The sequence below is a fragment of the Microbacterium paraoxydans genome (genome assembly GCF_020524545.1).
Taxonomy (GTDB): domain Bacteria; phylum Actinomycetota; class Actinomycetes; order Actinomycetales; family Microbacteriaceae; genus Microbacterium; species Microbacterium paraoxydans_C.
The window spans coordinates 346,547-366,484 of sequence record NZ_JAIVLG010000004.1 but is presented as its reverse complement, the minus strand read 5'-3'; the positions used below and the strand labels follow the sequence as shown (position 1 = coordinate 366,484).

Annotated in this window: 17 protein-coding genes; 8 read left to right on the top strand and 9 right to left on the bottom strand. The window is 67.8% G+C overall.

Annotated elements, in window-relative coordinates; all coding sequences use genetic code 11:
• Window positions 1–23 precede the first annotated feature (23 nt).
• From LC041_RS10865 to LC041_RS10845, 5 genes are all read left to right on the top strand, one after another.
• The gene (locus LC041_RS10865; protein WP_226533109.1) at window positions 24–605 is read left to right on the top strand and encodes a DUF3000 domain-containing protein; all 582 of its coding nucleotides are present in this window, start codon (window positions 24–26) and stop codon (window positions 603–605) included.
• A complete protein-coding gene (locus tag LC041_RS10860; protein WP_226533108.1) occupies window positions 598–1,791 on the top strand; it encodes an HRDC domain-containing protein in 1,194 nt (397 codons plus the stop codon). Before LC041_RS10865 ends, LC041_RS10860 begins: the two co-directional genes overlap by 8 nt.
• 72 nt (window positions 1,792–1,863) lie before the next feature.
• On the top strand, window positions 1,864–3,069 hold the full coding sequence (locus LC041_RS10855; protein WP_226533107.1) for a thiolase family protein: 1,206 nt from the start codon (window positions 1,864–1,866) through the stop codon (window positions 3,067–3,069).
• Window positions 3,070–3,077: 8 nt separating this feature from the next.
• Window positions 3,078–5,222, top strand: coding sequence for a 3-hydroxyacyl-CoA dehydrogenase NAD-binding domain-containing protein (locus LC041_RS10850; RefSeq protein WP_226533305.1), 2,145 nt, complete (start codon window positions 3,078–3,080; stop codon window positions 5,220–5,222).
• 95 nt (window positions 5,223–5,317) lie between these two features.
• Entirely contained in the window at window positions 5,318–5,869 is a 552-nt protein-coding gene (locus LC041_RS10845; protein ID WP_226533106.1) for a hypothetical protein, read from the top strand.
• Here LC041_RS10845 and LC041_RS10840 read toward each other — a convergent pair.
• From LC041_RS10840 to LC041_RS10830, 3 genes are read right to left on the bottom strand one after another with little or no spacing between them, the layout of a single operon-like run.
• Window positions 5,854–7,485 (bottom strand): GMC family oxidoreductase, encoded by a 1,632-nt coding sequence (locus tag LC041_RS10840; protein ID WP_226533105.1) that lies wholly within the window; start codon window positions 7,483–7,485, stop codon window positions 5,854–5,856. The genes LC041_RS10845 and LC041_RS10840 overlap by 16 nt on opposite strands.
• Window positions 7,478–8,383, bottom strand: a complete 906-nt coding sequence (locus tag LC041_RS10835) for a YegS/Rv2252/BmrU family lipid kinase (RefSeq protein WP_226533104.1) — start codon at window positions 8,381–8,383, stop codon at window positions 7,478–7,480. Before LC041_RS10835 ends, LC041_RS10840 begins: the two co-directional genes overlap by 8 nt.
• Window position 8,384: 1 nt before the next feature.
• Complete coding sequence (locus LC041_RS10830) at window positions 8,385–10,007, bottom strand: FAD-binding oxidoreductase (protein ID WP_226533103.1); 1,623 nt, start codon at window positions 10,005–10,007, stop codon at window positions 8,385–8,387.
• A 20-nt stretch (window positions 10,008–10,027) separates the two neighbouring features.
• Here LC041_RS10830 and LC041_RS10825 point away from each other — a divergent pair, with 20 nt between their 5' ends.
• Window positions 10,028–10,606, top strand: a complete 579-nt coding sequence (locus tag LC041_RS10825) for a TetR/AcrR family transcriptional regulator (RefSeq protein WP_226533102.1) — start codon at window positions 10,028–10,030, stop codon at window positions 10,604–10,606.
• Entirely contained in the window at window positions 10,603–12,054 is a 1,452-nt protein-coding gene (locus LC041_RS10820; protein ID WP_226533101.1) for a glycerol-3-phosphate dehydrogenase/oxidase, read from the top strand. The genes LC041_RS10825 and LC041_RS10820 overlap by 4 nt, the downstream gene beginning before the upstream one ends.
• A gap of 49 nt (window positions 12,055–12,103) precedes the next feature.
• On the opposite strand, the gene dxs is transcribed toward LC041_RS10820, so the two are convergent.
• The 5 genes from dxs to dut all read right to left on the bottom strand — a co-directional run bounded on the left by dxs (window position 12,104) and on the right by dut (window position 18,973).
• On the bottom strand, window positions 12,104–14,044 hold the full coding sequence (gene dxs / locus LC041_RS10815; protein WP_226533100.1) for a 1-deoxy-D-xylulose-5-phosphate synthase: 1,941 nt from the start codon (window positions 14,042–14,044) through the stop codon (window positions 12,104–12,106).
• Between the two features lie 156 nt (window positions 14,045–14,200).
• Window positions 14,201–17,035, bottom strand: a complete 2,835-nt coding sequence (locus tag LC041_RS10810) for an aconitate hydratase (protein WP_308012771.1) — start codon at window positions 17,033–17,035, stop codon at window positions 14,201–14,203.
• A 153-nt stretch (window positions 17,036–17,188) separates the two neighbouring features.
• Window positions 17,189–17,923, bottom strand: coding sequence for a DUF3159 domain-containing protein (locus tag LC041_RS10805; RefSeq protein WP_226533098.1), 735 nt, complete (start codon window positions 17,921–17,923; stop codon window positions 17,189–17,191).
• A complete protein-coding gene (locus LC041_RS10800) occupies window positions 17,920–18,507 on the bottom strand; it encodes a DUF3710 domain-containing protein (RefSeq protein WP_226533097.1) in 588 nt (195 codons plus the stop codon). The genes LC041_RS10805 and LC041_RS10800 overlap by 4 nt, the downstream gene beginning before the upstream one ends.
• Window positions 18,500–18,973 (bottom strand): dUTP diphosphatase, encoded by a 474-nt coding sequence (gene dut, locus LC041_RS10795; protein ID WP_226533096.1) that lies wholly within the window; start codon window positions 18,971–18,973, stop codon window positions 18,500–18,502. Before dut ends, LC041_RS10800 begins: the two co-directional genes overlap by 8 nt.
• Before the next feature lie 12 nt (window positions 18,974–18,985).
• On the opposite strand from dut, the gene LC041_RS10790 reads away from it, so the two are divergent.
• Window positions 18,986–19,480: a DUF3093 domain-containing protein gene (locus LC041_RS10790; protein WP_226533095.1), complete on the top strand. Its 495-nt coding sequence runs from the start codon at window positions 18,986–18,988 to the stop codon at window positions 19,478–19,480.
• 42 nt (window positions 19,481–19,522) lie between these two features.
• Here the strand turns inward: LC041_RS10790 and LC041_RS10785 are convergent, their stop codons facing one another.
• On the bottom strand, window positions 19,523–19,816 hold the full coding sequence (locus LC041_RS10785; protein ID WP_046747247.1) for a DUF4193 domain-containing protein: 294 nt from the start codon (window positions 19,814–19,816) through the stop codon (window positions 19,523–19,525).
• Between the last annotated feature and the right edge of the window lie 122 nt (window positions 19,817–19,938).

The following is a 19,938-nucleotide window of genomic DNA, read 5'->3' as shown; positions in this document are numbered from 1 at the left end:
CTTCCTGACTCTAGCCTGTTGCCGTGACCGCACCCCCCGAAGCCGGGACGCCCTTCGAAGGCGCCGTGGCCGAACTGCGCGAGACCGAGTTCCGCGATGACATCACGGTGCGCGAGATCGCCACACCGCAGGGCCTCGCGCCCTTCGCGATCGCCCTCGCTGCCGACGTCCGCCCGGAGAGTGACGGCGAGTCGGTGTACGGCACCGGCAGGTTCATCCTGCTTCACGATCCGGACGAGCCCGGCGCCTGGGGCGGCTCCTGGCGCATCGTCATCTTCGCGCAGGCCCCGCTCGAGACCGAGATAGGCACCGATCCCCTCCTGGCCGACGTGACGTGGTCCTGGCTGGTCGATGCGCTCGACTCCCGCCAGGCCATCTATCACTCGGAATCGGGCACGTCGACCAAGACGCTGTCGAAGGGATTCGGCGGGCTCGCCGTCGAGGGCGACGGCGCCCAGATAGAATTGCGTGCGTCCTGGACTCCGGAAGGCCCGTTCCGACCCCACGTCGAAGCATGGGCCGAGCTGGTCGGAATGCTGGCGGGGCTTCCGCCCGGCTCCGAGGGCATCGCCGTGATCGGCGCGCGAAAGGCTGTACGTGACTGAATACTCCGTGATCTCGGACGCTGAGGAGTTCCGAGCGGCATGCGCCGCGCTCGCCGCCGGTACCGGGCCCGTGGCGGTGGACGTGGAGCGCGCGTCCGGTTTCCGCTACTCGCAACGCGCCTACCTGGTGCAGGTGTTCCGTCGCGATGCCGGGGTCTTCTTGTTCGACCCTCCGGCGATCGGAGACTTCGCAGCCCTCCAGAACGCCATCGGCGACGTGGAATGGGTGCTGCATGCCGCGAGCCAGGACCTTCCTTCCCTGCGCGAGCTCCGCCTCGAACCACCGACGATCTTCGACACCGAACTCGCCTCCCGCCTGCTCGGCCACGAGCGCGTGGGACTCGGGGCGGTCGTGGAGGACACGCTGGGCATCGCGCTCAAGAAAGAGCATTCCGCCGCCGACTGGTCCACGCGCCCGCTCCCAGACTCCTGGCTCGAATACGCCGCGCTCGACGTCTTGCACCTGATCGACGTCCGCGACATCCTCGTTCTCGAACTCGAGGAGCAAGGCAAGACGGAGTTCGCCGCGGAGGAGTTCGCCGCCACCCTGACGCGCGCACCCAAACCACCGCGCGAAGACCCCTGGCGGCGGCTCAGCGGCTTGCATCAGGTTCGCGGCGCGAGGAATCTCGCGGTCGCCCGTGCTCTGTGGCAGGCTCGCGAGGCGTTCGCTCAAGACCAGGACGTCTCCCCTGGACGACTGGTGCCGGACCGCTCGCTGGTGGCTGCGGTGATCGCGAACCCTCCGTCGAAGCAGGCGCTGGCCGGTGTCAAGGAGTTCCAGGGGCGCGCCAGTCGCACGCAACTCGACCGCTGGTGGCAGGCGATCGTCGAGGGCAGGGCCTCGGAGGACCTTCCCCGCGAACGCGTGCCGAGCGACAGCCTTCCCCCTCCTCGCGCGTGGGCAGACCGGAATCCGGAAGCGGATGCGCGGCTCAAGGCTGCGCGACCCGTCGTCGAGGCGACCGCCGAAGAGCTGAGGATGCCGACCGAGAACCTCCTCACTCCCGAGTATCTGCGCCGCGTGGCCTGGGATCTGCCCGGAGAGACGCCGGAGGAGATCGGCGCTGCTCTGGCCGCGCTGGGAGCCCGCCCGTGGCAGATTGCACAGACTGCACAGAAGATCGCTGCGGCCTTTGTAGAGGCCGCTCAAACGCCCGACGCGACCCCCACGACGGCTTCGTAGGTTCGATCCAACCGATTCCTCCCGGTTTCACGCGCTTCGTAGACTGAAGCCACGCACTAACTTGGAGGCAGAGTGGCCGAGATCTCGGACGTCTTCTTCGTCGATGGAGTACGCACCCCTTTCGGGCGTGCCGGCGAAAAAGGCATGTACTGGAACACCCGCGCGGATGACCTCGCCGTCAAGGCGACCATCGGGCTGATGGAGCGCAACGCTGCCGTCCCGGCGGACCGCATCGATGATGTCGCGATCGCCGCGACGAGCCAGACCGGCGACCAGGGGCTGACACTCGGACGTTCCGTGGCGATCCTCGCGGGTCTTCCGCAGACCGTGCCTGGGCTCGCGGTGGAGCGGATGTGCGCGGGCGCCATGACGAGCGTCACGACCATGGGCGCTTCGATCGGCGTCGGCATGTACGACTTCGCCCTCGCCGGTGGCGTCGAGCACATGGGGCACCACCCCATCGGCGGCAACGCCGACCCCAACCCGCGATTCGTCGCCGAGAAGATGGTCGACCCGGGCGCGCTCAACATGGGCGTCACCGCGGAGCGGATCTTCGACCGGTTCCCGCACCTGACCAAGGAGCGCTCGGACCGATTCGGCATGCTCAGCCAGCACAAGGTGCAGGCCGCGTACGACGCCGGCAAGATCCAGCCCGACCTCGTGTCGGTGGCGACCAAGGGACCGGACGGCGCCTGGGGTCTCGCGACCGAGGACGAGGGCCGTCGCCCGCAGACCACGATGGAGGATCTCGCGGCGCTCAAGACGCCCTTCCGCCCGCACGGGCGCGTGACCGCCGGCACGTCGTCTCCTCTCACCGACGGCGCGACGATGTCTCTGCTCGCCGGGAGCGGAGCGGTGAAGGAGTTCGGACTCGCGCCGAAGATGCGGATGGTCTCCTTCGCCTTCGCCGGCGTGCAGCCCGAGATCATGGGCATCGGACCGATCCCGTCGACCGAGAAGGCCCTCAAGAAGGCCGGACTCACGATCGGTGACATCGGCCTGTTCGAGCTCAACGAGGCGTTCGCCATCCAGGTGATCTCGCTGCTCGACCACTTCGGCATCGCCGATGACGACCCCCGGGTCAACCAGTGGGGCGGCGCGATCGCGCTGGGACACCCGCTCGCGGCATCCGGTGTGCGTCTGATGATCCAGCTCGCGGCTCAGTTCGCTGAGCGCCCGGACGTCCGTTACGGTCTGACCGCCATGTGCGTCGGCCTCGGCCAGGGCGGTTCGGTCATTTGGGAGAACCCGCACTACGACGGCAAGAAGAAGAAGTGAGCGCCACTGTGACCAACTACGACGAGATCGACTTCTCCCCCATCCAGGCACTCACCGAGGGCGAGGTCATCACACAATCTCCGGTGCGCGACATCCGTCTCGCCTCCGGCAAGGTGCTCGCCCTGATCACACTCGACAACGGCCGTGATCACACGCGTCCGAACACTCTGGGACCGGCGACCCTCACGCAGCTGGGTGAGACACTCGACGGCCTCAAGGTGCGCGCGGCCGCGGGCGAGATCCACGCGGTCGGCGTCACGGGGAAGCAGTACATCCTCGCCGCGGGCGCCGATTTGTCCGACATCAGCAAGGTCGGCTCGCGCGACAACGCCCGCCTGATCGCGCAGCTCGGTCACAAGGTCCTCGGCAAGCTCGGCGACCTCGGAGTCCCGTCCTTCGCCTTCGTGAACGGTCTCGCCCTGGGCGGCGGCCTGGAGATCGCGCTGAACTCCAGCTACCGCACGGTCGACGCATCGGCCGCGGCGGTCGCTCTGCCCGAGGTCTTCCTCGGCATCATCCCCGGTTGGGGTGGCGCGTACCTGCTGCCGAACCTGATCGGCATCGAGAACGCGCTCGAGGTCGTCATCTCCAACCCGCTCAAGCAGAACCGCATGCTCAAGCCTCAGCAGGCATTCGATCTGGGCATCTTCGACGCGATCTTCCCCGCCGCGAACTACCTCGAGAACTCCCTGTCGTGGGCGGACGCCGTTCTCGGCGGCAAGAAGGTCGAGCGCAAGAACGAGCCCGGTAAGATCGAACGCCTCACCAAGTGGCCGATCGCCATCAAGATGGCACGCGGAATGCTCGAGTCGAAGATCGGCACCGTGCCGAAGTCGCCGTACGCTGCACTCGACCTGCTCGACAAGGCCAAGACCGGGACCAAGGCCGACGGCTTCGCTCGCGAGGACGAAGCGCTCGCCGAACTCGTCACGGGCGACCAGTTCGCGGCGTCCATGTACGCCTTCGACCTCGTGCAGAAGCGCGCGAAGCGTCCTGTCGGCGCCCCGGACAAGCAGCTCGCGAAGAAGGTCACCAAAGTCGGCATCATCGGAGCCGGCCTCATGGCGAGCCAGTTCGCCCTCCTGTTCGTGCGCAAGCTGCAGGTGCCTGTGCTCATCACGGACCTCGATCAGGCGCGCGTCGACAAGGGCGTCGCGTACATCCACGAGGAGATCGGCAAGCTCGAGGCGAAAGGCCGCCTGGACTCCGACTCCGCGAACAAACTGCGTGCGCTCGTCACCGGTACCACGGACAAGAGCCTCTACGCGGACTGCGACTTCGTGATCGAGGCCGTGTTCGAAGAGGTCGGCGTCAAGCAGCAGGTGTTCGGCGAGATCGAGAAGATCATCGCCGAGGACGCGATCCTCGCGACCAACACCTCGTCGCTGTCCGTCGAGGAGATCGGCTCCAAGCTGGCGCACCCCGAGCGTCTCGTGGGCTTCCACTTCTTCAACCCGGTCGCGGTGATGCCGCTGATCGAGATCGTGAAGACACCCGCGACGGACGACGCCGCCCTGTCGACGGCTTTCGTCGTCGCGAAGAGTCTCGGAAAGAACGCGGTACTCACCGCAGACGCGCCGGGCTTCGTCGTGAACCGACTGCTGGCCAAGGTCATGGGCGAAGCCGCCCGTGCGGTCTACGAGGGCACACCGATCGCGGACGTCGAGAAGGCGTTCGGCCCGCTCGGCCTCCCGATGGGACCGTTCCAGCTGATCGACCTGGTCGGGTGGAAGGTCGCCGCCCATGTGCAGGACACGATGGTCCACGCCTTCCCCGACCGGTTCTACGCCAACGAGAACTTCCATGCGCTCGCAGAACTCGACGCGGTCGTGGAGAAGGACAAGGGCGGACGTGTCGTCGGCTGGACGAAGCAGGCCGAGAAGGTGCTGAAGCCTGCTGTCGGGAAGACCCCCGCCTCGGCGGCGACGATCCTGCAGCGTGTTCAGGACGGCCTGGCGCAGGAGATCAAGCTGATGCTGGACGAAGGCGTCGTGCCCGAGGTCGAGGACATCGATCTGTGCCTGATCCTCGGGGCCGGCTGGCCGTTCATCGACGGTGGCGCCTCACCGTACCTCGACCGCGAGGGCGCGTCCGAGCGGGCCTTCGGCGGCTCATTCCACACCCCGCAGATCCGGGGCGTCGAGAACCGCTGACCTCACACCATGACGCGAAGCGCCCCACGGGATTCCCAGCGAATCCGGTGGGGCGCTTCGTCGTCCAGCGCGCCCGCACGCCCTAGCCTGGATCGATGATGTCTCGCCCCTCGCCGCGCACGGCGGAGCACCCGATGGCCTTCAGCCGGTGGGAGTTCTGGCGCGGCGCGCTCACGGCCTGCATCACGTTCAACGCGCTGTTCCTCCTCGTGACGACCGTCGTTCTCACGATCCTGTCGCGATCCGTACAGGGAGTTCTCTCGATCCTGATCTTGGTTGCCTGGTTCCAGCTGTGCTTCGTCGTGGCCTTCTCGGTTCTGGCGACCGTCATCGGCGGCGCGGCTGCTTTCATGCTGGGGAGACTTCTGCGAACGGTGACGAGCATGCGCCGACACGTTCTCTCCTTCGCAGGGCTCGGTCTCATCGTCGGAGGTGCGGTCATCGCGCTCGTCGGCGTCTGGCCGGTGAGCGCGACGTCGGAGTTCGGCACCCTGCTGGGTCACATCACCGAGCCGTACATCGCGCTGCCGCTCTCGGCGTTGAGCGGGGTCAGCGTTGCCTTCGGCTGGTACCGGACGGCGTCGCGGGCGCTGTGCGAGGATCCTGTGCGAGCGATCCCGCTCACCAAGACTCAATCCGCGGGCTGAATCGGCCTCGCATCGTCCTCTCCGCATCGAGGCCAGAAGGAAAGCGCCCGCTCCGCGAGTGCGGTGATCGTGAGCGAGGGATTCACCCCGGGATTGGCGGGCACCGCAGCACCGTCGACGACGTGGAGCCCCGGATGACCCCAGACGCGGTGATACGCATCGATGACCCCTTCTGCGGACGACGCCGAGATCACCGCGCCGCCGAGCAAGTGCGCGGTGAGCGGGATGCCGAACACCTCCGGCCAGGAGCCGCGCGGAGCCGCGGGCATCCCTCCCTCTGCCTCGACCCGTGCAGCGATCGCCTCCGTCGCCGCGTGGGCCTGGGGCAGGTAGCTCGGGTTAGGGGATCCGTGCCCCTGTGCGCTCGTCATCACCAAGCGACCGAAGCGACGGCGCAGCGAGAGCGTGAGCGAGTTGTCCGCCGTCTGCATCACCAGAGCGATGATCCCCCGCTCGCTCCAGCGGCGGAGGCTCCCCAACCGGAATTGACGCAGCGGGGAACGGAGAAACTGCGCAACGACGCTGCGCAGCCGCACCCCCAGCGGCCGCCCTCCGGGGACGATCACGGTCGCCAGTACCCCCATCAGGTTCGACCCCGGGCCATAACGGACGTTCTCGACGTGCGTGCGCTCATCGATGTGGAACGACGTCGTGATCGCGACGCCTCGGGCGAGCTGGAGCGACTCCGGGACCTTCGTGGCGACCGCACCGTCCAGCGCTTCCGAGTTGGTACGCGTGAGGCGTCCGATCGACGCCGAGATCCGAGGCAGTGCCCCGGACTCCTTCATCCGATGCAGCAACTGCTGCGTGCCCCACGTGCCGGCCGCCAGCACCACCTGCCGAGCGGTCACGGTCCTCCGCGAACGTCGGAACCACGCCCCGCTGCGCTGCGTGGTGACGGCGAAACCCCCGCCCGGGAGCTCCCGCACCTCGCTGACCGTGCGCAGCGCCTCGATCGCGACACCGCGACGCTCTGCGAGAGCGAGATAGTTCTTCATGAGGGTGTTCTTCGCGCCGACCCGGCAGCCCACCATGCAGTTGCCGCAGAGGGTGCATCCGGTGCGATCCGGGCCTTCGCCGCCGAAGAAGGGGTCCGGCGTGCGCTCCCCCGGCCTCCCGAACCAGACACCGACCGGCGCGCGCCGGAACGTGGAGCCGACACCGAGGTCGTCCGCCGCGCCGGCCATGATCCTCTCCACAGGACCGGTGTGCGGATAGCGCTCCACGACACCGAGCATCCTCTTCGCCGTGGCGTAGTGCGGTGCGAGTTCGGTCTCCCACTCCGCGATATCGCGCCACTGCGGGTCCGCGAAGAAAGCCGGACCCGGCTGATAGAGCGTGTTCGCGTAGTTGAGCGATCCGCCTCCCACACCGGCCCCGGCCAGGATCATCACATGCGGCAGTCGGTGGATGCGCTGAATTCCGTAGCACCCCAGAGCCGGTGCCCACAGGTAGCGCCGGACGTGCCAGTTGGTCTTCGCGAAGTCATCGTCCTCGAAGCGGCGACCCGCCTCATAGACGCGGACACGGTAGCCCTTCTCCACCAGGCGCAGTGCGGCCACCGAGCCTCCGAACCCGGAACCCACGACCACGACGTCTTCGTCGAACTCAGTCATCGCTCTCCTTCGGCACCATCATCGTGAGCGCTCTCGGAAGCACCGAGATGGTGCATTCCCCCTCGCCGATCCGCTCACCGTCGGCGTAGACCACGAGACCAGGGGCCGACACCGTGACCGACCGTGCGCGACGATGCGCGACCTCACCGCGCGAGAGATGCCTGCCGCGGAGCAGCAGCGGGAACAGACGCAACAGGCGCAGCCGGCGAAGCGGTGCGACGTGAACGAGGTCGAGGAGCCCGTCGTCCGGAACAGCCCCGGCACAGATCGGCATTCCGCCGCCGTAGCTCGAGGTGCTGCCTGCTGCGATGAGCGTGCCCGGCGAGCTCCTGGCGGGTTCCTCGTCCACCGCGAGGGTGAAGTCCATCGGCTGCAGTCGCATCAGCTCGATGAGCAGTGCGAGGTAGTAGCGCGGCGCGCCGTGCGGCCAGCGGAGCCGGTTGGTGCGATCGCTGACCTTCGCGTCGAAGCCCAGCGCCGCGATGGTCAGGAACCTCCGGCTGCCCTCCGCGGTGCGGATCACGCCGACATCGATCCCTCGCGGCACGCCCGTCAGGGCGAGTTCGGCGGCAGCGCGTGCGTCTCCGCGCGGGAGTCCAAGAGCCCGGGCGAGATCGTTCCCCGTGCCCGCAGCCACCAGGGCGATGGGGACAGTGGCGCCGCACACCGTCTCGAGCACGCCGGAAAGCGTGCCGTCACCGCCCACGACCATGAGGACGCGGGGGTCGTCCGTCAACGCCACCGCGGCGAGCCGCGCGGTATCCGCCGCGGAGCCCCCCACGAAGGTGCGCACCTCGACGCCGCGTTCCCGAAGAAGCCCGACGGCCGCTTCGGCCGCTCGCCCGCCCCTGCCCTTGCCGGATGACGGATTCGCGAGCACGGCGATGTGCTCCGACATGTCAGCGCGTCCGCTCGATCTCGAGCACCGCACCCGGGTTGAGGACACCGGTGGGGTCGAGTTCGCGCTTGATGGCGGAGAGGATGCGGATGCCGGTGTCGCCGATCTCCTGACGGAGCCAGGGCGCATGATCCCTACCCACCGCATGGTGATGGCTGATGGTCCCACCCGACCCCAGGATGGCATCGTTGACGCGGGCCTTCACAGCCGTCCAGATGTCGAGCGGCTCCGGACGGAGCGCCGCGAGGACGGTGAAGTACAGCGATGCCCCGGTCGGATAGATGTGGGACACGTGGCACATGACGTACGCCTTCGCGCCAACATGACTGAAACCGGCCTTGAGCGCCTCTTCGACGGCAGAACGCAACGCGTGCAGGTTCCGCCAGGTCGTCGCGGTCTCGAGCGTCTCACAGAACACCCCGGCGTCGAGCAGTGAATCCCGCAGATAGGGGCCGTCGAATCGCCCCTTTCTCCAGTCCTCCGCCGGTCCTTCACCCGCCGAGACCCCTCCGGCCGCAGCGAGCTGGACCGCGGTGCGGGCGCGCCTCTCCGCGATGTCCACGCCCTCGTACACGGTCACCACGCTCGCGCCCTTCGCGAGGGCCTTGCCGATCCTGCCGACCTGGGCGAGAGTGACCGCGGTCTCCGCCTCGTCCGCGAGCCGGATGACCGTGGGGCCGTTGCCCTGCTGTGCGACCCTGCGCAGTCCCTCGGCTCCGCTGGCGAAGTCGGGGAAGCTCCACGACTCGAACACCCGGTCACGTGGGATCGGATGCACCCGCACCCGCACCTCGGTGATCACGCCGAAGATGCCCTCGGAGCCGAGGAACACCCTGATCAGATCGGGCCCCGCGGCAGAACCGGGAGCGCGCCCGAGCTCGATGTCGCCCGTCGGTGTCGCCACCCTGATTCCGGTGACCATCGTGTCGAAGCGCCCGTTGCCCGCGGAATTCTGGCCCGACGACCGCGCCGCTGCGAACCCTCCGATCGTGGCGTAGCGGAAGCTCTGCGGGAAGTGACCGAGTTCGAAACCATGGGCGGACAGCAGCGCTTCCGCCTCGGGACCCGTCGTTCCTGCAGCGAGCACGGCGTCACGGCTGACGTCATCGAGCCGGATCAGGCCCCTGAGGCGTCGCAGGTCGAGACTCACGACGGCGTGGTGCCCGCCCCGTTCGGGATCAAGCGCTCCGACGACGCTCGTGCCGCCGCCGAAGGGGATCACCGCGATCCCCCGAGCGACGGCGATGTCGAGACATGCTCGGACCTCCTCGTGATCGGCGGGGCGGAGGACGGCATCGGGCGCGTCCTGCTCGACCTCGCGGCGCCGGAGCAGGTCGGGTGTCGAACGCCCACCGGCGTGACGGATACGCGCCTCGGCGGCGTCATCCACGTTCTCGGGACCGATCGCGGCGCAGAAGGCCGCACGGTCCTCATCGGTCAACCGCGAGGGCCTCAGCTGCACGTGTGCGAGTTCTACCGCGGGCTCGGGCTTGCGTACGCGCCCGAGCAGCATCGGAAGCAGCGCCCGCACCGCCAGCGGCAGGTCCTTGGCCTTCGCCGGATCCCCCCAGCCGTTCCATCTCATCGACGGGTCCGCTTCGACCACGACATCTCCTTGCGCCATGCGTTACAGTGTGACACATCATGGAAGAACGTCAACCGGTGTGGGATGCGACGCAGACCCGGATCCTCGATGCCGCCGACGGGCTCCTCGAACGCCGCGGTGTGCGAGGTGTGACGGTCGCGGAGCTCGCGCGTCGCTCCGAGCTGAGTCGTCCCACGATCTACCGCAACTGGGCCGACGCCGACGATGTCGTCCGCTCCGCCCTTCTGCGCAGGGTGGAGCACATCCTGAGCGCGATCCCCGCGCAGGTGCACACGCGGACGGCACTCGTCGACGACATCCTGCTGTTCTCGGGCCGCTTCCGCGACGACCCGGTCTTCGCGCGCCTGCTCGCGGATGAACCCGAGGCGTTCACGCGATACACGCTCGAACGGGTGGGGTCGAGCCAGCACTCGATCCTGCGGTGGCTCACCACCGCGATCGACACGGTTCAGACCCACGATTCCATCCGCGTGGCGCCTCCCTCGGAGATCGCGGTCATGCTCCTGCTCGTGACCCAATCCGCGGTGCTGTCGCACGGGACGGTCTCGGAGCTCATCTCCGACGACGCGTGGGAACGCGAATTGCGGGCTGCGCTCGATGGGCTGCTCCGTCCATGACCCCGGAGTCGTCCGCGCTCAACATCGCACGCCGACGCGTGGAACTGACGCGGTCCGCGGAGGAGAGCGTCGACGTCCTCGTGGTCGGCGGCGGCATCACCGGGGCGGGCGTCGCCCTCGATGCGGCGTCACGCGGTCTTCGCGTCACATTGATCGAATCAGAGGATCTGGCGTTTGGGACCAGCCGGTTCAGTTCCAAGCTCGTGCACGGCGGACTGCGCTATCTCGCGACCGGTGATATCCAGACCGCGAAGGAGAGCGCGCTCGAACGACATCTCCTCATGACGACGATCGCGCCGCACCTGATCCGCCCTCTCGGCCAGCTCCTTCCCTTCGCTTCCCGCATCGCGCTGCATCAACGTGTCGCGGGCGCGGTGGGCATGGGAATGGGCGACCTGCTTCGCATGCGGGCGCGTACGCCCCGCGCGGTGCTTCCTGCCCCGTCCATCGTGTCGGCCCGCACCGCGACCCGGTTGGCTCCTGCGCTGGACCCACGCGGCCTCCGTGGTGGCATGCTGTCCTATGACGGTCAACTCGTCGACGACGCCAGGCTCGTGACGGTCGTCGCCCGCACGGCGGCGTCGCTCGGTGCCCGGATCCTCACCCGGGTCCGTGCCGTCGCGCTGCGTGGAGACGGCGCTTCCGTCGAGGAGACGACCTCCGGCGAGCGATTCGAGATCGGCGCGCGTGCGGTCATCAACGCGACGGGCGTCTGGGCGGGAGCCCTCGATCAGATGATCCGCGTCCGGCCGAGTCGCGGAACGCACATCATCCTCGACTCGGCGGACCTCGGAAGTCCGACCGCCGCACTCACCATTCCGCACGAGGGGTCCATCAGTCGCTACGTCTTCGCACTGCCCCAGGCTCACGGCCGAGTGATCGTGGGCCTGACGGACGAGGACGCTCCGGGTCCGATACCCCGGGTCGCGGAACCCACGGAGCAGGAGATCGCCTTCCTGCTGGCAAGCCTCAATCGCGTCGTCGCCACGCCGCTCCGACGCGAGCAGGTGCGCGGCGCCTTCGCGGGGCTGCGCCCCCTCGTCGACAGTGGAACCCGCACGACGGCGGATGTCTCACGGAGACACCTGGTCACGACCGCGGATGACGGCTTCATCACGGTGCTCGGCGGCAAGCTGACCACGTATCGGAGGATGGCCGAGGATGCCGTCGACCTCGCCAGCCGAACCCGCGCGCTGGGAGCCCCACCGAGTGGAACGTCCTCGCTCCGGCTCGTCGACCGTGTCGTCCCGGGCTCCGGCGAGGTGATCGACGCACCCACCGGCCTGACCCGGGCTGAGGTGGAGTTCGCCGTGGGCGTCGAGGGGGCGCTGACGGTCGAGGATGTCATCGACCGTCGCACGCGCATCGGTCTCGTCGCCGCCGACCGCGAACGCTGCCGAGGGTTGGTCGAACCGATCGTCGCGGACGCACTCGCCGGCTTCGACTGAGAGGCGGCGCAAGACGCCTTGAGCTGACTCCCGTGCGCGAGCGCCGGTCTCAGCGGTGTTCGCGTAGCGGCAGATCGATGGTTCCGGTCTCGCCGGCGTGACGCGCCTTCGGGATGCGGGTTCCGAGCACCTGGGAGACGATGTCCTGCGCGATCTTCGGCGCCGTCAGACCCGCGTCGGCGAGAATCTGGTCCCGCGACGCGTGATCGATGAACTCGTCCGGCAGGCCCAGCTCGTCGACAGCCGTGTCGATGCCCGCCTCTCGGAGCACCTGCCGCACCCGCGTGCCGATTCCACCGACACGGATCCCGTCCTCCATGGTGATCACGAGCCGATGTTGCCCGGCCAGCTCGACGATCGACGGCTGCACCGGGATCGCCCAGCGCGGGTCGATGACGGTCGCGCCGATCCCCTGCGCCCGAAGCCGGTCCGCGACATCGAGCGCGAGCTCGGCGAAAGGCCCGATCGCCACGATCAGCACGTCTTCGGACTCGCCGCGAGCGAGGACGTCGACGCCGTCACGCAGTCTCTCGAGCGCCGGGAGGTCCGCGGACACCTCGCCCTTCGGGAACCGGATGACCGTCGGTGCGTCATCGACCTGCACGGCCTCTTCGAGCGCTTCTGTCAGTCGAGCACCATCGCGAGGAGCCGCGATCCGGATGTGCGGAACGATCTGCAGCATCGCGAGGTCCCACATACCGTGGTGACTGGGGCCGTCAGGACCCGTGACGCCGGCACGGTCGAGCACGAACGTGACACCCGCCCGGTGGAGAGCGACATCCATCAGAACCTGGTCGAAGGCGCGGCCCATGAAGGTGGCGTACAGGGCGACGACGGGGTGCAGCCCGCCGAAGGCGAGTCCGGCCGCCGACGCCACCGCGTGCTGCTCGGCGATGCCCACGTCGTACACACGATCCGGGAACCGCTCGGCGAACGGCGCGAGACCCGTCGGCCGCAGCATCGCGGCGGTCATCGCGATGACGTCCTTCCGGCGCTCTCCCACAGACACCAGAGCGTCGGAGAAGACATCGGTCCAGCCGCGCCCGCCCGACGAGAGAGTCTCACCGGTCGTCGGGTCGATCTTGCCGACGGCATGGAACTGGTCCGCCTCGTCATCACGCGCTGGCTGATAGCCGCGGCCCTTCTCGGTGATCGTGTGGACGATGACCGGAGCACCATAGGACTTCGCCAGCTCGAGCGTCTCGAGGAGGGCAGGAAGATCATGGCCATCGACCGGGCCGAGGTACTTGATGTCGAGGTTCGAGTACAGCGCCTCGTTGTTGGCGAACCGGGAGAGGAACCCGTGGGTCCCGCCCCGGACACCGCGGAACACCGCACGCCCCACCGGGCCGAAGGCTCGGAACAGCCGGTCCGACTTGCGGTGGAGATCCTTGTAGGCCGCGGCGGTGCGAACTCGGTTGAGATACCGTGACATGCCGCCGATGGTCGGCGCATACGAACGTCCGTTGTCGTTGACGACGATCACCAGATTGCGATCGTTGTCGTCGGAGATGTTGTTCAACGCCTCCCAGGTCATGCCGCCCGTGAGCGCGCCGTCACCGACCACGGCGACGACATGACGATCCTCGCGCCCCGTCGCTGTCAGCGCCCGAGAGATGCCGTCCGCCCAGCTGAGGGAGCTCGATGCGTGCGACGACTCCACGACGTCGTGGTCGCTCTCGCCGCGTTGCGGGTAGCCGGCGAGTCCGCCGCGCACGCGGAGCCCGGAGAAGTCCTGCCGCCCGGTGAGCAGCTTGTGCACATAGGACTGGTGGCCGGTGTCGAAGATGAACGGGTCATCCGGCGACGAGAACACCCGGTGCAGAGCGATGGTCAGCTCGACGACGCCCAGGTTGGGGCCGAGGTGTCCCCCGGTTCGCGACACGTTCTCGACGAGGAAGGTGCGGATCTCCGCAGCGAGTTCTGCGAGCTGATCGGTCGAGAGCGCATCCAGATCACGGGGTCCTGAGATGCTCGGAAGAATGGGCATCTGCGCCTCCTCACAGGCTTCACCGGAAGCATCGGACAGGGCGCCGACGCCAACCTGATCCTATCGCGCTCGCACGTGAGACCCCCGTGAGCGAGCACCCCCTTGACAAGACAATGGGGCTCGGATCCGAAGACCCGAGCCCCATCGTCTCTGCGATCAGACCAGCGAACGCAGCACGTACTGCAGGATGCCGCCGTTGCGGTAGTAGTCGGCTTCACCGGGAGTGTCGATGCGGACGACGGCGTCGAACTCCACCGGCTGCTTGCCCTCGGGCGAGTTCTCGCTCGGGGTGGCCGTGACCTTGACGGTCTTCGGCGTGACTCCGTTGTTGAGCTCTTCCAGACCCGAGATCGAGACGATCTCGGTACCGTCGAGACCCAGCGACTCCCAGCTCTCGCCGGCGGGGAACTGCAGCGGGACGACACCCATGCCGATCAGGTTCGAGCGGTGGATGCGCTCGAAGCTCTCGGTGATGACCGCCTTGACGCCCAGCAGGCTCGTACCCTTGGCCGCCCAGTCACGCGACGAACCGGAGCCGTACTCCTTGCCACCGAAGATGACGAGGGGCGTGCCCTGTGCCTGGTAGTTCATGCTGGCGTCGTAGATGTACGACTGCGGTCCGCCCGGCTGGGTGAAGTCGCGCGTGAATCCGCCCTCGACGACCTGTCCGTCGTTGACGGCCGCGACCATCGCGTTCTTCAGACGGATGTTGGCGAAGGTGCCGCGGATCATGACCTCGTGGTTGCCGCGACGCGAACCGAAGGAGTTGAAGTCCTTGCGGTCAACGCCGTGCTCGGTGAGGTACTGGGCCGCGGGCGTGCCGGGCTTGATGTTTCCGGCCGGCGAGATGTGGTCGGTGGTGACCGAGTCGCCGAGCGTCGCCATGACGCGCGCGCCCTCGATGTCCTTCACCGGGGTGAGCTCCATCGTCATGCCGTCGAAGTACGGTGCCTTGCGGACGTACGTCGAGCTCTCATCCCACTGGAAGATCGCGTCATCCGGGGTGGGCAGGCTGCGCCAGCGCTCGTCGCCGTCGAAGACGGTGGCGTACTGCTTGATGAACTGGTCGCGCGAGATGGACGAGTCGACGATCTCCTGAACCTCGTCCGGCGTCGGCCAGATGTCCTTCAGGAAGACGTCTTCGCCGTCGCTGCCCTTGCCGAGCGCGTCGTTCTCGAAGTCGAAGTGCATCGAGCCGGCGAGTGCGTACGCGATCACCAGCGGCGGGCTCGCGAGGTAGTTCATCTTCACGTCGGGGCTGATGCGTCCCTCGAAGTTGCGGTTACCGGAGAGAACCGCGGTGACGGCGAGGTCGTGCGAGTTGATCGCCTCCGACACCTCCTCGATCAGCGGGCCCGAGTTGCCGATGCAGATCGTGCAGCCGTACCCGACGGTGTAGAAGCCGAGTCCCTCGAGATCCTTGTCGAGACCGGACTTCTCGTAGTAGTCGGTGACGACCTTCGAGCCGGGGCCGAGCGTGGTCTTGACCCAGGGCTTCTGCTTCAGGCCCTTCTCGAGCGCCTTGCGAGCGACGAGGCCTGCGGCGATCATGACCGACGGGTTCGAGGTGTTGGTGCACGACGTGATGGCCGCGAGCGTGACGGCGCCGTTGTCGAGGATGTACTTCTCCCCCGTCGGCGTCGTGACCGGCACGGGCTTCGAGGCGTTCGCCGGAGCGCCGCTGTTGATGTGCACCGGACGCGTGGAGGGCTCTTCGTCGCCGGGCGCCTGACCGGGGTCGGAGGCCGGGAACGAGTGCTTCGACTCGAGGTCGACGATCGAGTCCGAAGTGGAAGGAGAGGCGTAGCTCAGGATGTCGTGCTCGAACTGCGATTTCGCCTCGGAGAGGAGGATGCGGTCCTGCGGGCGCTTCGGGCCGGCGATCGAGGGGACGACCGTGCCGAGGTCGAGCTCGAGATACTCGCTGAAGGTCGGCTCATGCGCGGCATCGTGCCAGAGCTTCTGCTCCTTGGAGTACGCCTCGACCAGCGCGACCGCCTCTTCGCTGCGGCCGGTGAGGCGCAGGTAGTCGAGCGTCACGTCATCGATCGGGAAGATCGCCGCGGTCGAACCGAACTCCGGAGACATGTTGCCGATGGTGGCGCGGTTGGCGAGGGGAACCGATGCGACGCCCTCGCCGTAGAACTCGACGAACTTGCCCACCACACCGTGCTTGCGCAGCATGTCGGTGATCGTCAGGACGACGTCGGTCGCGGTCACGCCGGCCGGGATCTCGCCGGAGAGCTTGAAACCGACGACGCGCGGGATCAGCATCGACACGGGCTGACCGAGCATCGCGGCCTCGGCCTCGATGCCGCCGACGCCCCAGCCGAGCACGCCGAGACCGTTCACCATGGTGGTGTGCGAGTCGGTGCCGACGCAGGTGTCGGGGTAGGCGCGCAGCACGCCGTTGACGTCGCGGTCGTAGATGACCTTGGCGAGGTGCTCGATGTTCACCTGGTGGACGATTCCGGTTCCGGGCGGGACGACCTTGAAGTCGCTGAACGCCGTCTGGCCCCAGCGCAGGAACTGATACCGCTCGCCGTTGCGCTCGTACTCGATCTCGACGTTGCGCTCGAGGGCGTTCTCCGAGCCGAACAGGTCGGCGATGACGGAGTGGTCGATGACCATCTCGGCGGGCGAGAGCGGGTTGATCTTGTTCGCGTCACCGCCGAGAGCCGTGACCGCCTCGCGCATGGTGGCGAGGTCCACGATGCAGGGGACGCCGGTGAAGTCCTGCATGACCACGCGCGCAGGCGTGAACTGGATCTCGGTGCTGGGCTCTGCCGCGGCATCCCAGGACCCCAGCGCCTCGATCTGCGCCTTCGTCACGTTCGCGCCGTCCTCGGTGCGGAGCAGGTTCTCGAGGAGGACCTTGAGACTGAAGGGGAGCTTCTCGAAACCGGGCACCGTGTCGATGCGGAAGATCTCGTAGTCGGTGCTGCCGACTGTCAGGGTGCTCTTGGCACCGAAGCTGTTCACCGTGGACACGAATCCGTCTCCTTCTATTCGGATGGAAGCGACAGGCGCCTCCATCTTGCTCGCCAGCGAGCCCCTGCGGCTAGCAAGGCGGACCTAACCAGTCTGCTCCGCAGAGGCCGCGGGCGAAAGCCTGCGATTTATCTTGATGTCAAGATAAATCTATCATGCCTCGGAGCTGTCCTCGAGCGCCGGCTGTCGCGGATGCAGAGCACGGACGACGAGCCAGGTCACGGCGATGAGGGGAGCGAACAGCGGCAACCCCATCACGAGCTTGAGCGTGCCGAGTGCGGTGACGTCTCCCGCGAGATACAGCGGAAGCTGCACGGCGAGACGCGCGAAGAACAGTGCAGCCCATGCGATCCCGAGCCAGAAGTAGGCGCGGCGCTTGCGACGATCGCCGCGCCACGTGGTGCCCTCCCCCATCAGGAATCCGACCGCGAGGCCGATCAGCGACCACCCGATCAGTGCCGATACCAGGATCACCGATCCGTACACCGCGTTCGTGATCAGTCCGGGAACGAAGTTGTCCGCCCCTCGCCCTGTCCACAGCGCGAGGGCCGCGGCCGCCACAGCAGCGATGAGGCCGCCGAGCGCTGCCGACGGCGGCGACTTCTGCACGAGCCGGACGACCGTGAAGATCGCCGCGAGGCCGACGGAGACACCGAGCGACAGGATCAGCGGTTCGGGGCGGATCGTGAAGATGATGACGAAGGCGAGGCTGGGCAGCACCGACTCGAGGACCCCCCGCCACCCGCCCATCGCGGACCAAACGACCCTGTGGGTGCTCCCGCCCGCCGTCGGATCGAGGCCTGCACGGCGGGCGGCACCGCCGAGTGCCTCACCGAGGATCTCGGACGTGCGCTTGTCTCGCTCGGGATCCTGGCCCGGGGTGCTCACGCGGAACCCGGGGTCGCCGGCATCTTCAGCGGGATGAGGTCGCGAGGGGGCATCGGTGACCCGCCGCGTACGACGACGATCGATCGGAAGAGATCCTCGACCTTCGCCCCCGCCTCCGGATCGGATGCACCTGCTCCCCCGATGACCCCGCGCAGGAACCAGCGCGGGCCGTCGATGCCGATGAAGCGCGCGAGGCGAAGACCGGAGCCCTCGCTGGCTGTGGCCGGGACTTCGGCGAGGAGCTCCTTGCCGAGCGGACCCTCACGCTCTTCGACACGACCGCCCTGCGCCTTGACCTGATCGCGCAGCTGGACGCGCGTTTCGTCCCACAGGCCTCCGGAGCGCGGTGCCGCGAACGGCTGCACCTGGAGCGAGGAGTCCGCGTAGTCGAGTCCCACCGCGACGATGCGCTTGGTCTGCTCCTCGACCTCGAGTCGGAGATTCAGCCCCTCCCTGGGGAGGATCTTGATCCCGCCGAGATCGATGTAGGGGCGTACAGGATTCGCCTCGGAGTCGTCGAACGGACCCTCTGTGGCGCGATTCTCGGGCGCTGCCTTCGGGGATATCTCGTTGTTGTCAGTCATTGGTCTGCCCTGCTTCGTTCTGGGTGCGCCCCGCCTGGTAGCCGGTGGAGCCGAATCCGCCGGCGCCGCGGACACTTTCCGTCAACTCGTCGACCGGGAGGAACGTGGCGCGAGTCACCGGCATGATGATCAGCTGTGCGATTCGATCGCCGACCGCCACATCGTACGCGCTGTGGATATCGGTGTTGATCAGACTCACCTTGATCTCGCCTCGGTACCCGGAGTCCACGGTCCCGGGCGAGTTCACGATCGAGATCCCGTGCTTGGCCGCGAGACCGCTGCGCGGGACCACGAACGCGGCATAACCGTCGGGAAGGGCGATGCGCACACCCGTGCCGACCAGGGCGCGCTCGCCCGGCTCGAGATGCACCGCCTCGGCCGCGACCAGATCTGCGCCGGCATCACCCGGATGCGCGTATCCGGGCACCGTCGCGGCGATAATGGGGATATCAACGGAATCGGTCACCCCATGAGGCTAATGCAGAACACCGGCACAGACACACGCCCGCGCTATCGCGAACGACTCGCACCCAGCCTGTGGCTGCTGGTCACCGTCGCGGTGGCGGGGCCGATGGTGTCGCTCGTCTTCGTCCCGATCGGATCGACTGTGGCACTCGTCGTCGGAGCGGCGGTCTCCGCGTTCCTGGTCCTCGCGTTCGTCGCGGCGACGCCGGTCGTCTCGGTCGACGGCACCGTCCTGCGCGCCGGTCGTGCGCACATCGATGTCGCGCATCTGGGCGATCCCGCGGCACTGACCGGGGAAGATGCGCGTCACGCGCGCGGGCCGGGACTCCCGGCGCGCGGCTGGCACCTGATCCGTGGCGGGATCGACGGCATCGTGGTCGTCCCGAATCTCGATGCCGACGACCCGGTCGATGCCTGGAGCATCTCCTCCCGGACTCCCGACCGCCTCGCCGCGGCGATCCGCGCGGCGCAGACCGGAACCTGGTCCGAGACGACAGCGCGCCCCTGACCTCGATGGTCGGGGGCGCGTGAGACGTCGCTCGAAGGGCTGCTAGGCAGCGCACTCCTTGCAGATGGGCCCGGATGCGCCCTCGTGGTCGAGCTGCGAACGGTGCTTCACGAGGAAGCAGCTCATGCACGTGAACTCGTCCTGCTGCGCGGGCAGCACGACGACGTCGAGCTCGAGGTCGGAAAGGTCGGCACCCGGAAGGTCGAAGCTCGACGGGTTGTCGGAGTCTTCGTCCCCGCTTGAGCCGGAGTTCTTGTCCGGCACACGCTCCTTGAGGGCTTCGATCGACTCGGAGTCGTCTTCGCTCTTTCGGGGGGCGTCGTAATCGGTTGCCATGCGGTAGATCTCCACTTTCATGGTGCGAGTGGGTGGTGCGCCGTCGGGTATTCGGCGGCCATAGTTTGCACGACCAGAGGTCATAACGCAAATGCTCGTCCGTGCGACAGAGGAAACTCACG

Bases quoted from the DNA above. Each gene is read 5' to 3' on its own strand.
- dxs (WP_226533100.1), bottom strand. From the start codon at position 14,044: ATGCCCATTCTTCCGAGCATCTCAGGACCCCGTGATCTGGATGCGCTC.
- LC041_RS10800 (WP_226533097.1), bottom strand. From the start codon at position 18,507: ATGACTGACAACAACGAGATATCCCCGAAGGCAGCGCCCGAGAATCGC.
- LC041_RS10790 (WP_226533095.1), top strand. From the start codon at position 18,986: ATGCAGAACACCGGCACAGACACACGCCCGCGCTATCGCGAACGACTC.
- LC041_RS10785 (WP_046747247.1), bottom strand. From the start codon at position 19,816: ATGGCAACCGATTACGACGCCCCCCGAAAGAGCGAAGACGACTCCGAG.
- LC041_RS10835 (WP_226533104.1), bottom strand. From the start codon at position 8,383: ATGTCGGAGCACATCGCCGTGCTCGCGAATCCGTCATCCGGCAAGGGC.
- LC041_RS10840 (WP_226533105.1), bottom strand. From the start codon at position 7,485: ATGACTGAGTTCGACGAAGACGTCGTGGTCGTGGGTTCCGGGTTCGGA.
- LC041_RS10820 (WP_226533101.1), top strand. From the start codon at position 10,603: ATGACCCCGGAGTCGTCCGCGCTCAACATCGCACGCCGACGCGTGGAA.
- LC041_RS10845 (WP_226533106.1), top strand. From the start codon at position 5,318: ATGATGTCTCGCCCCTCGCCGCGCACGGCGGAGCACCCGATGGCCTTC.
- LC041_RS10830 (WP_226533103.1), bottom strand. From the start codon at position 10,007: ATGGCGCAAGGAGATGTCGTGGTCGAAGCGGACCCGTCGATGAGATGG.
- LC041_RS10825 (WP_226533102.1), top strand. From the start codon at position 10,028: ATGGAAGAACGTCAACCGGTGTGGGATGCGACGCAGACCCGGATCCTC.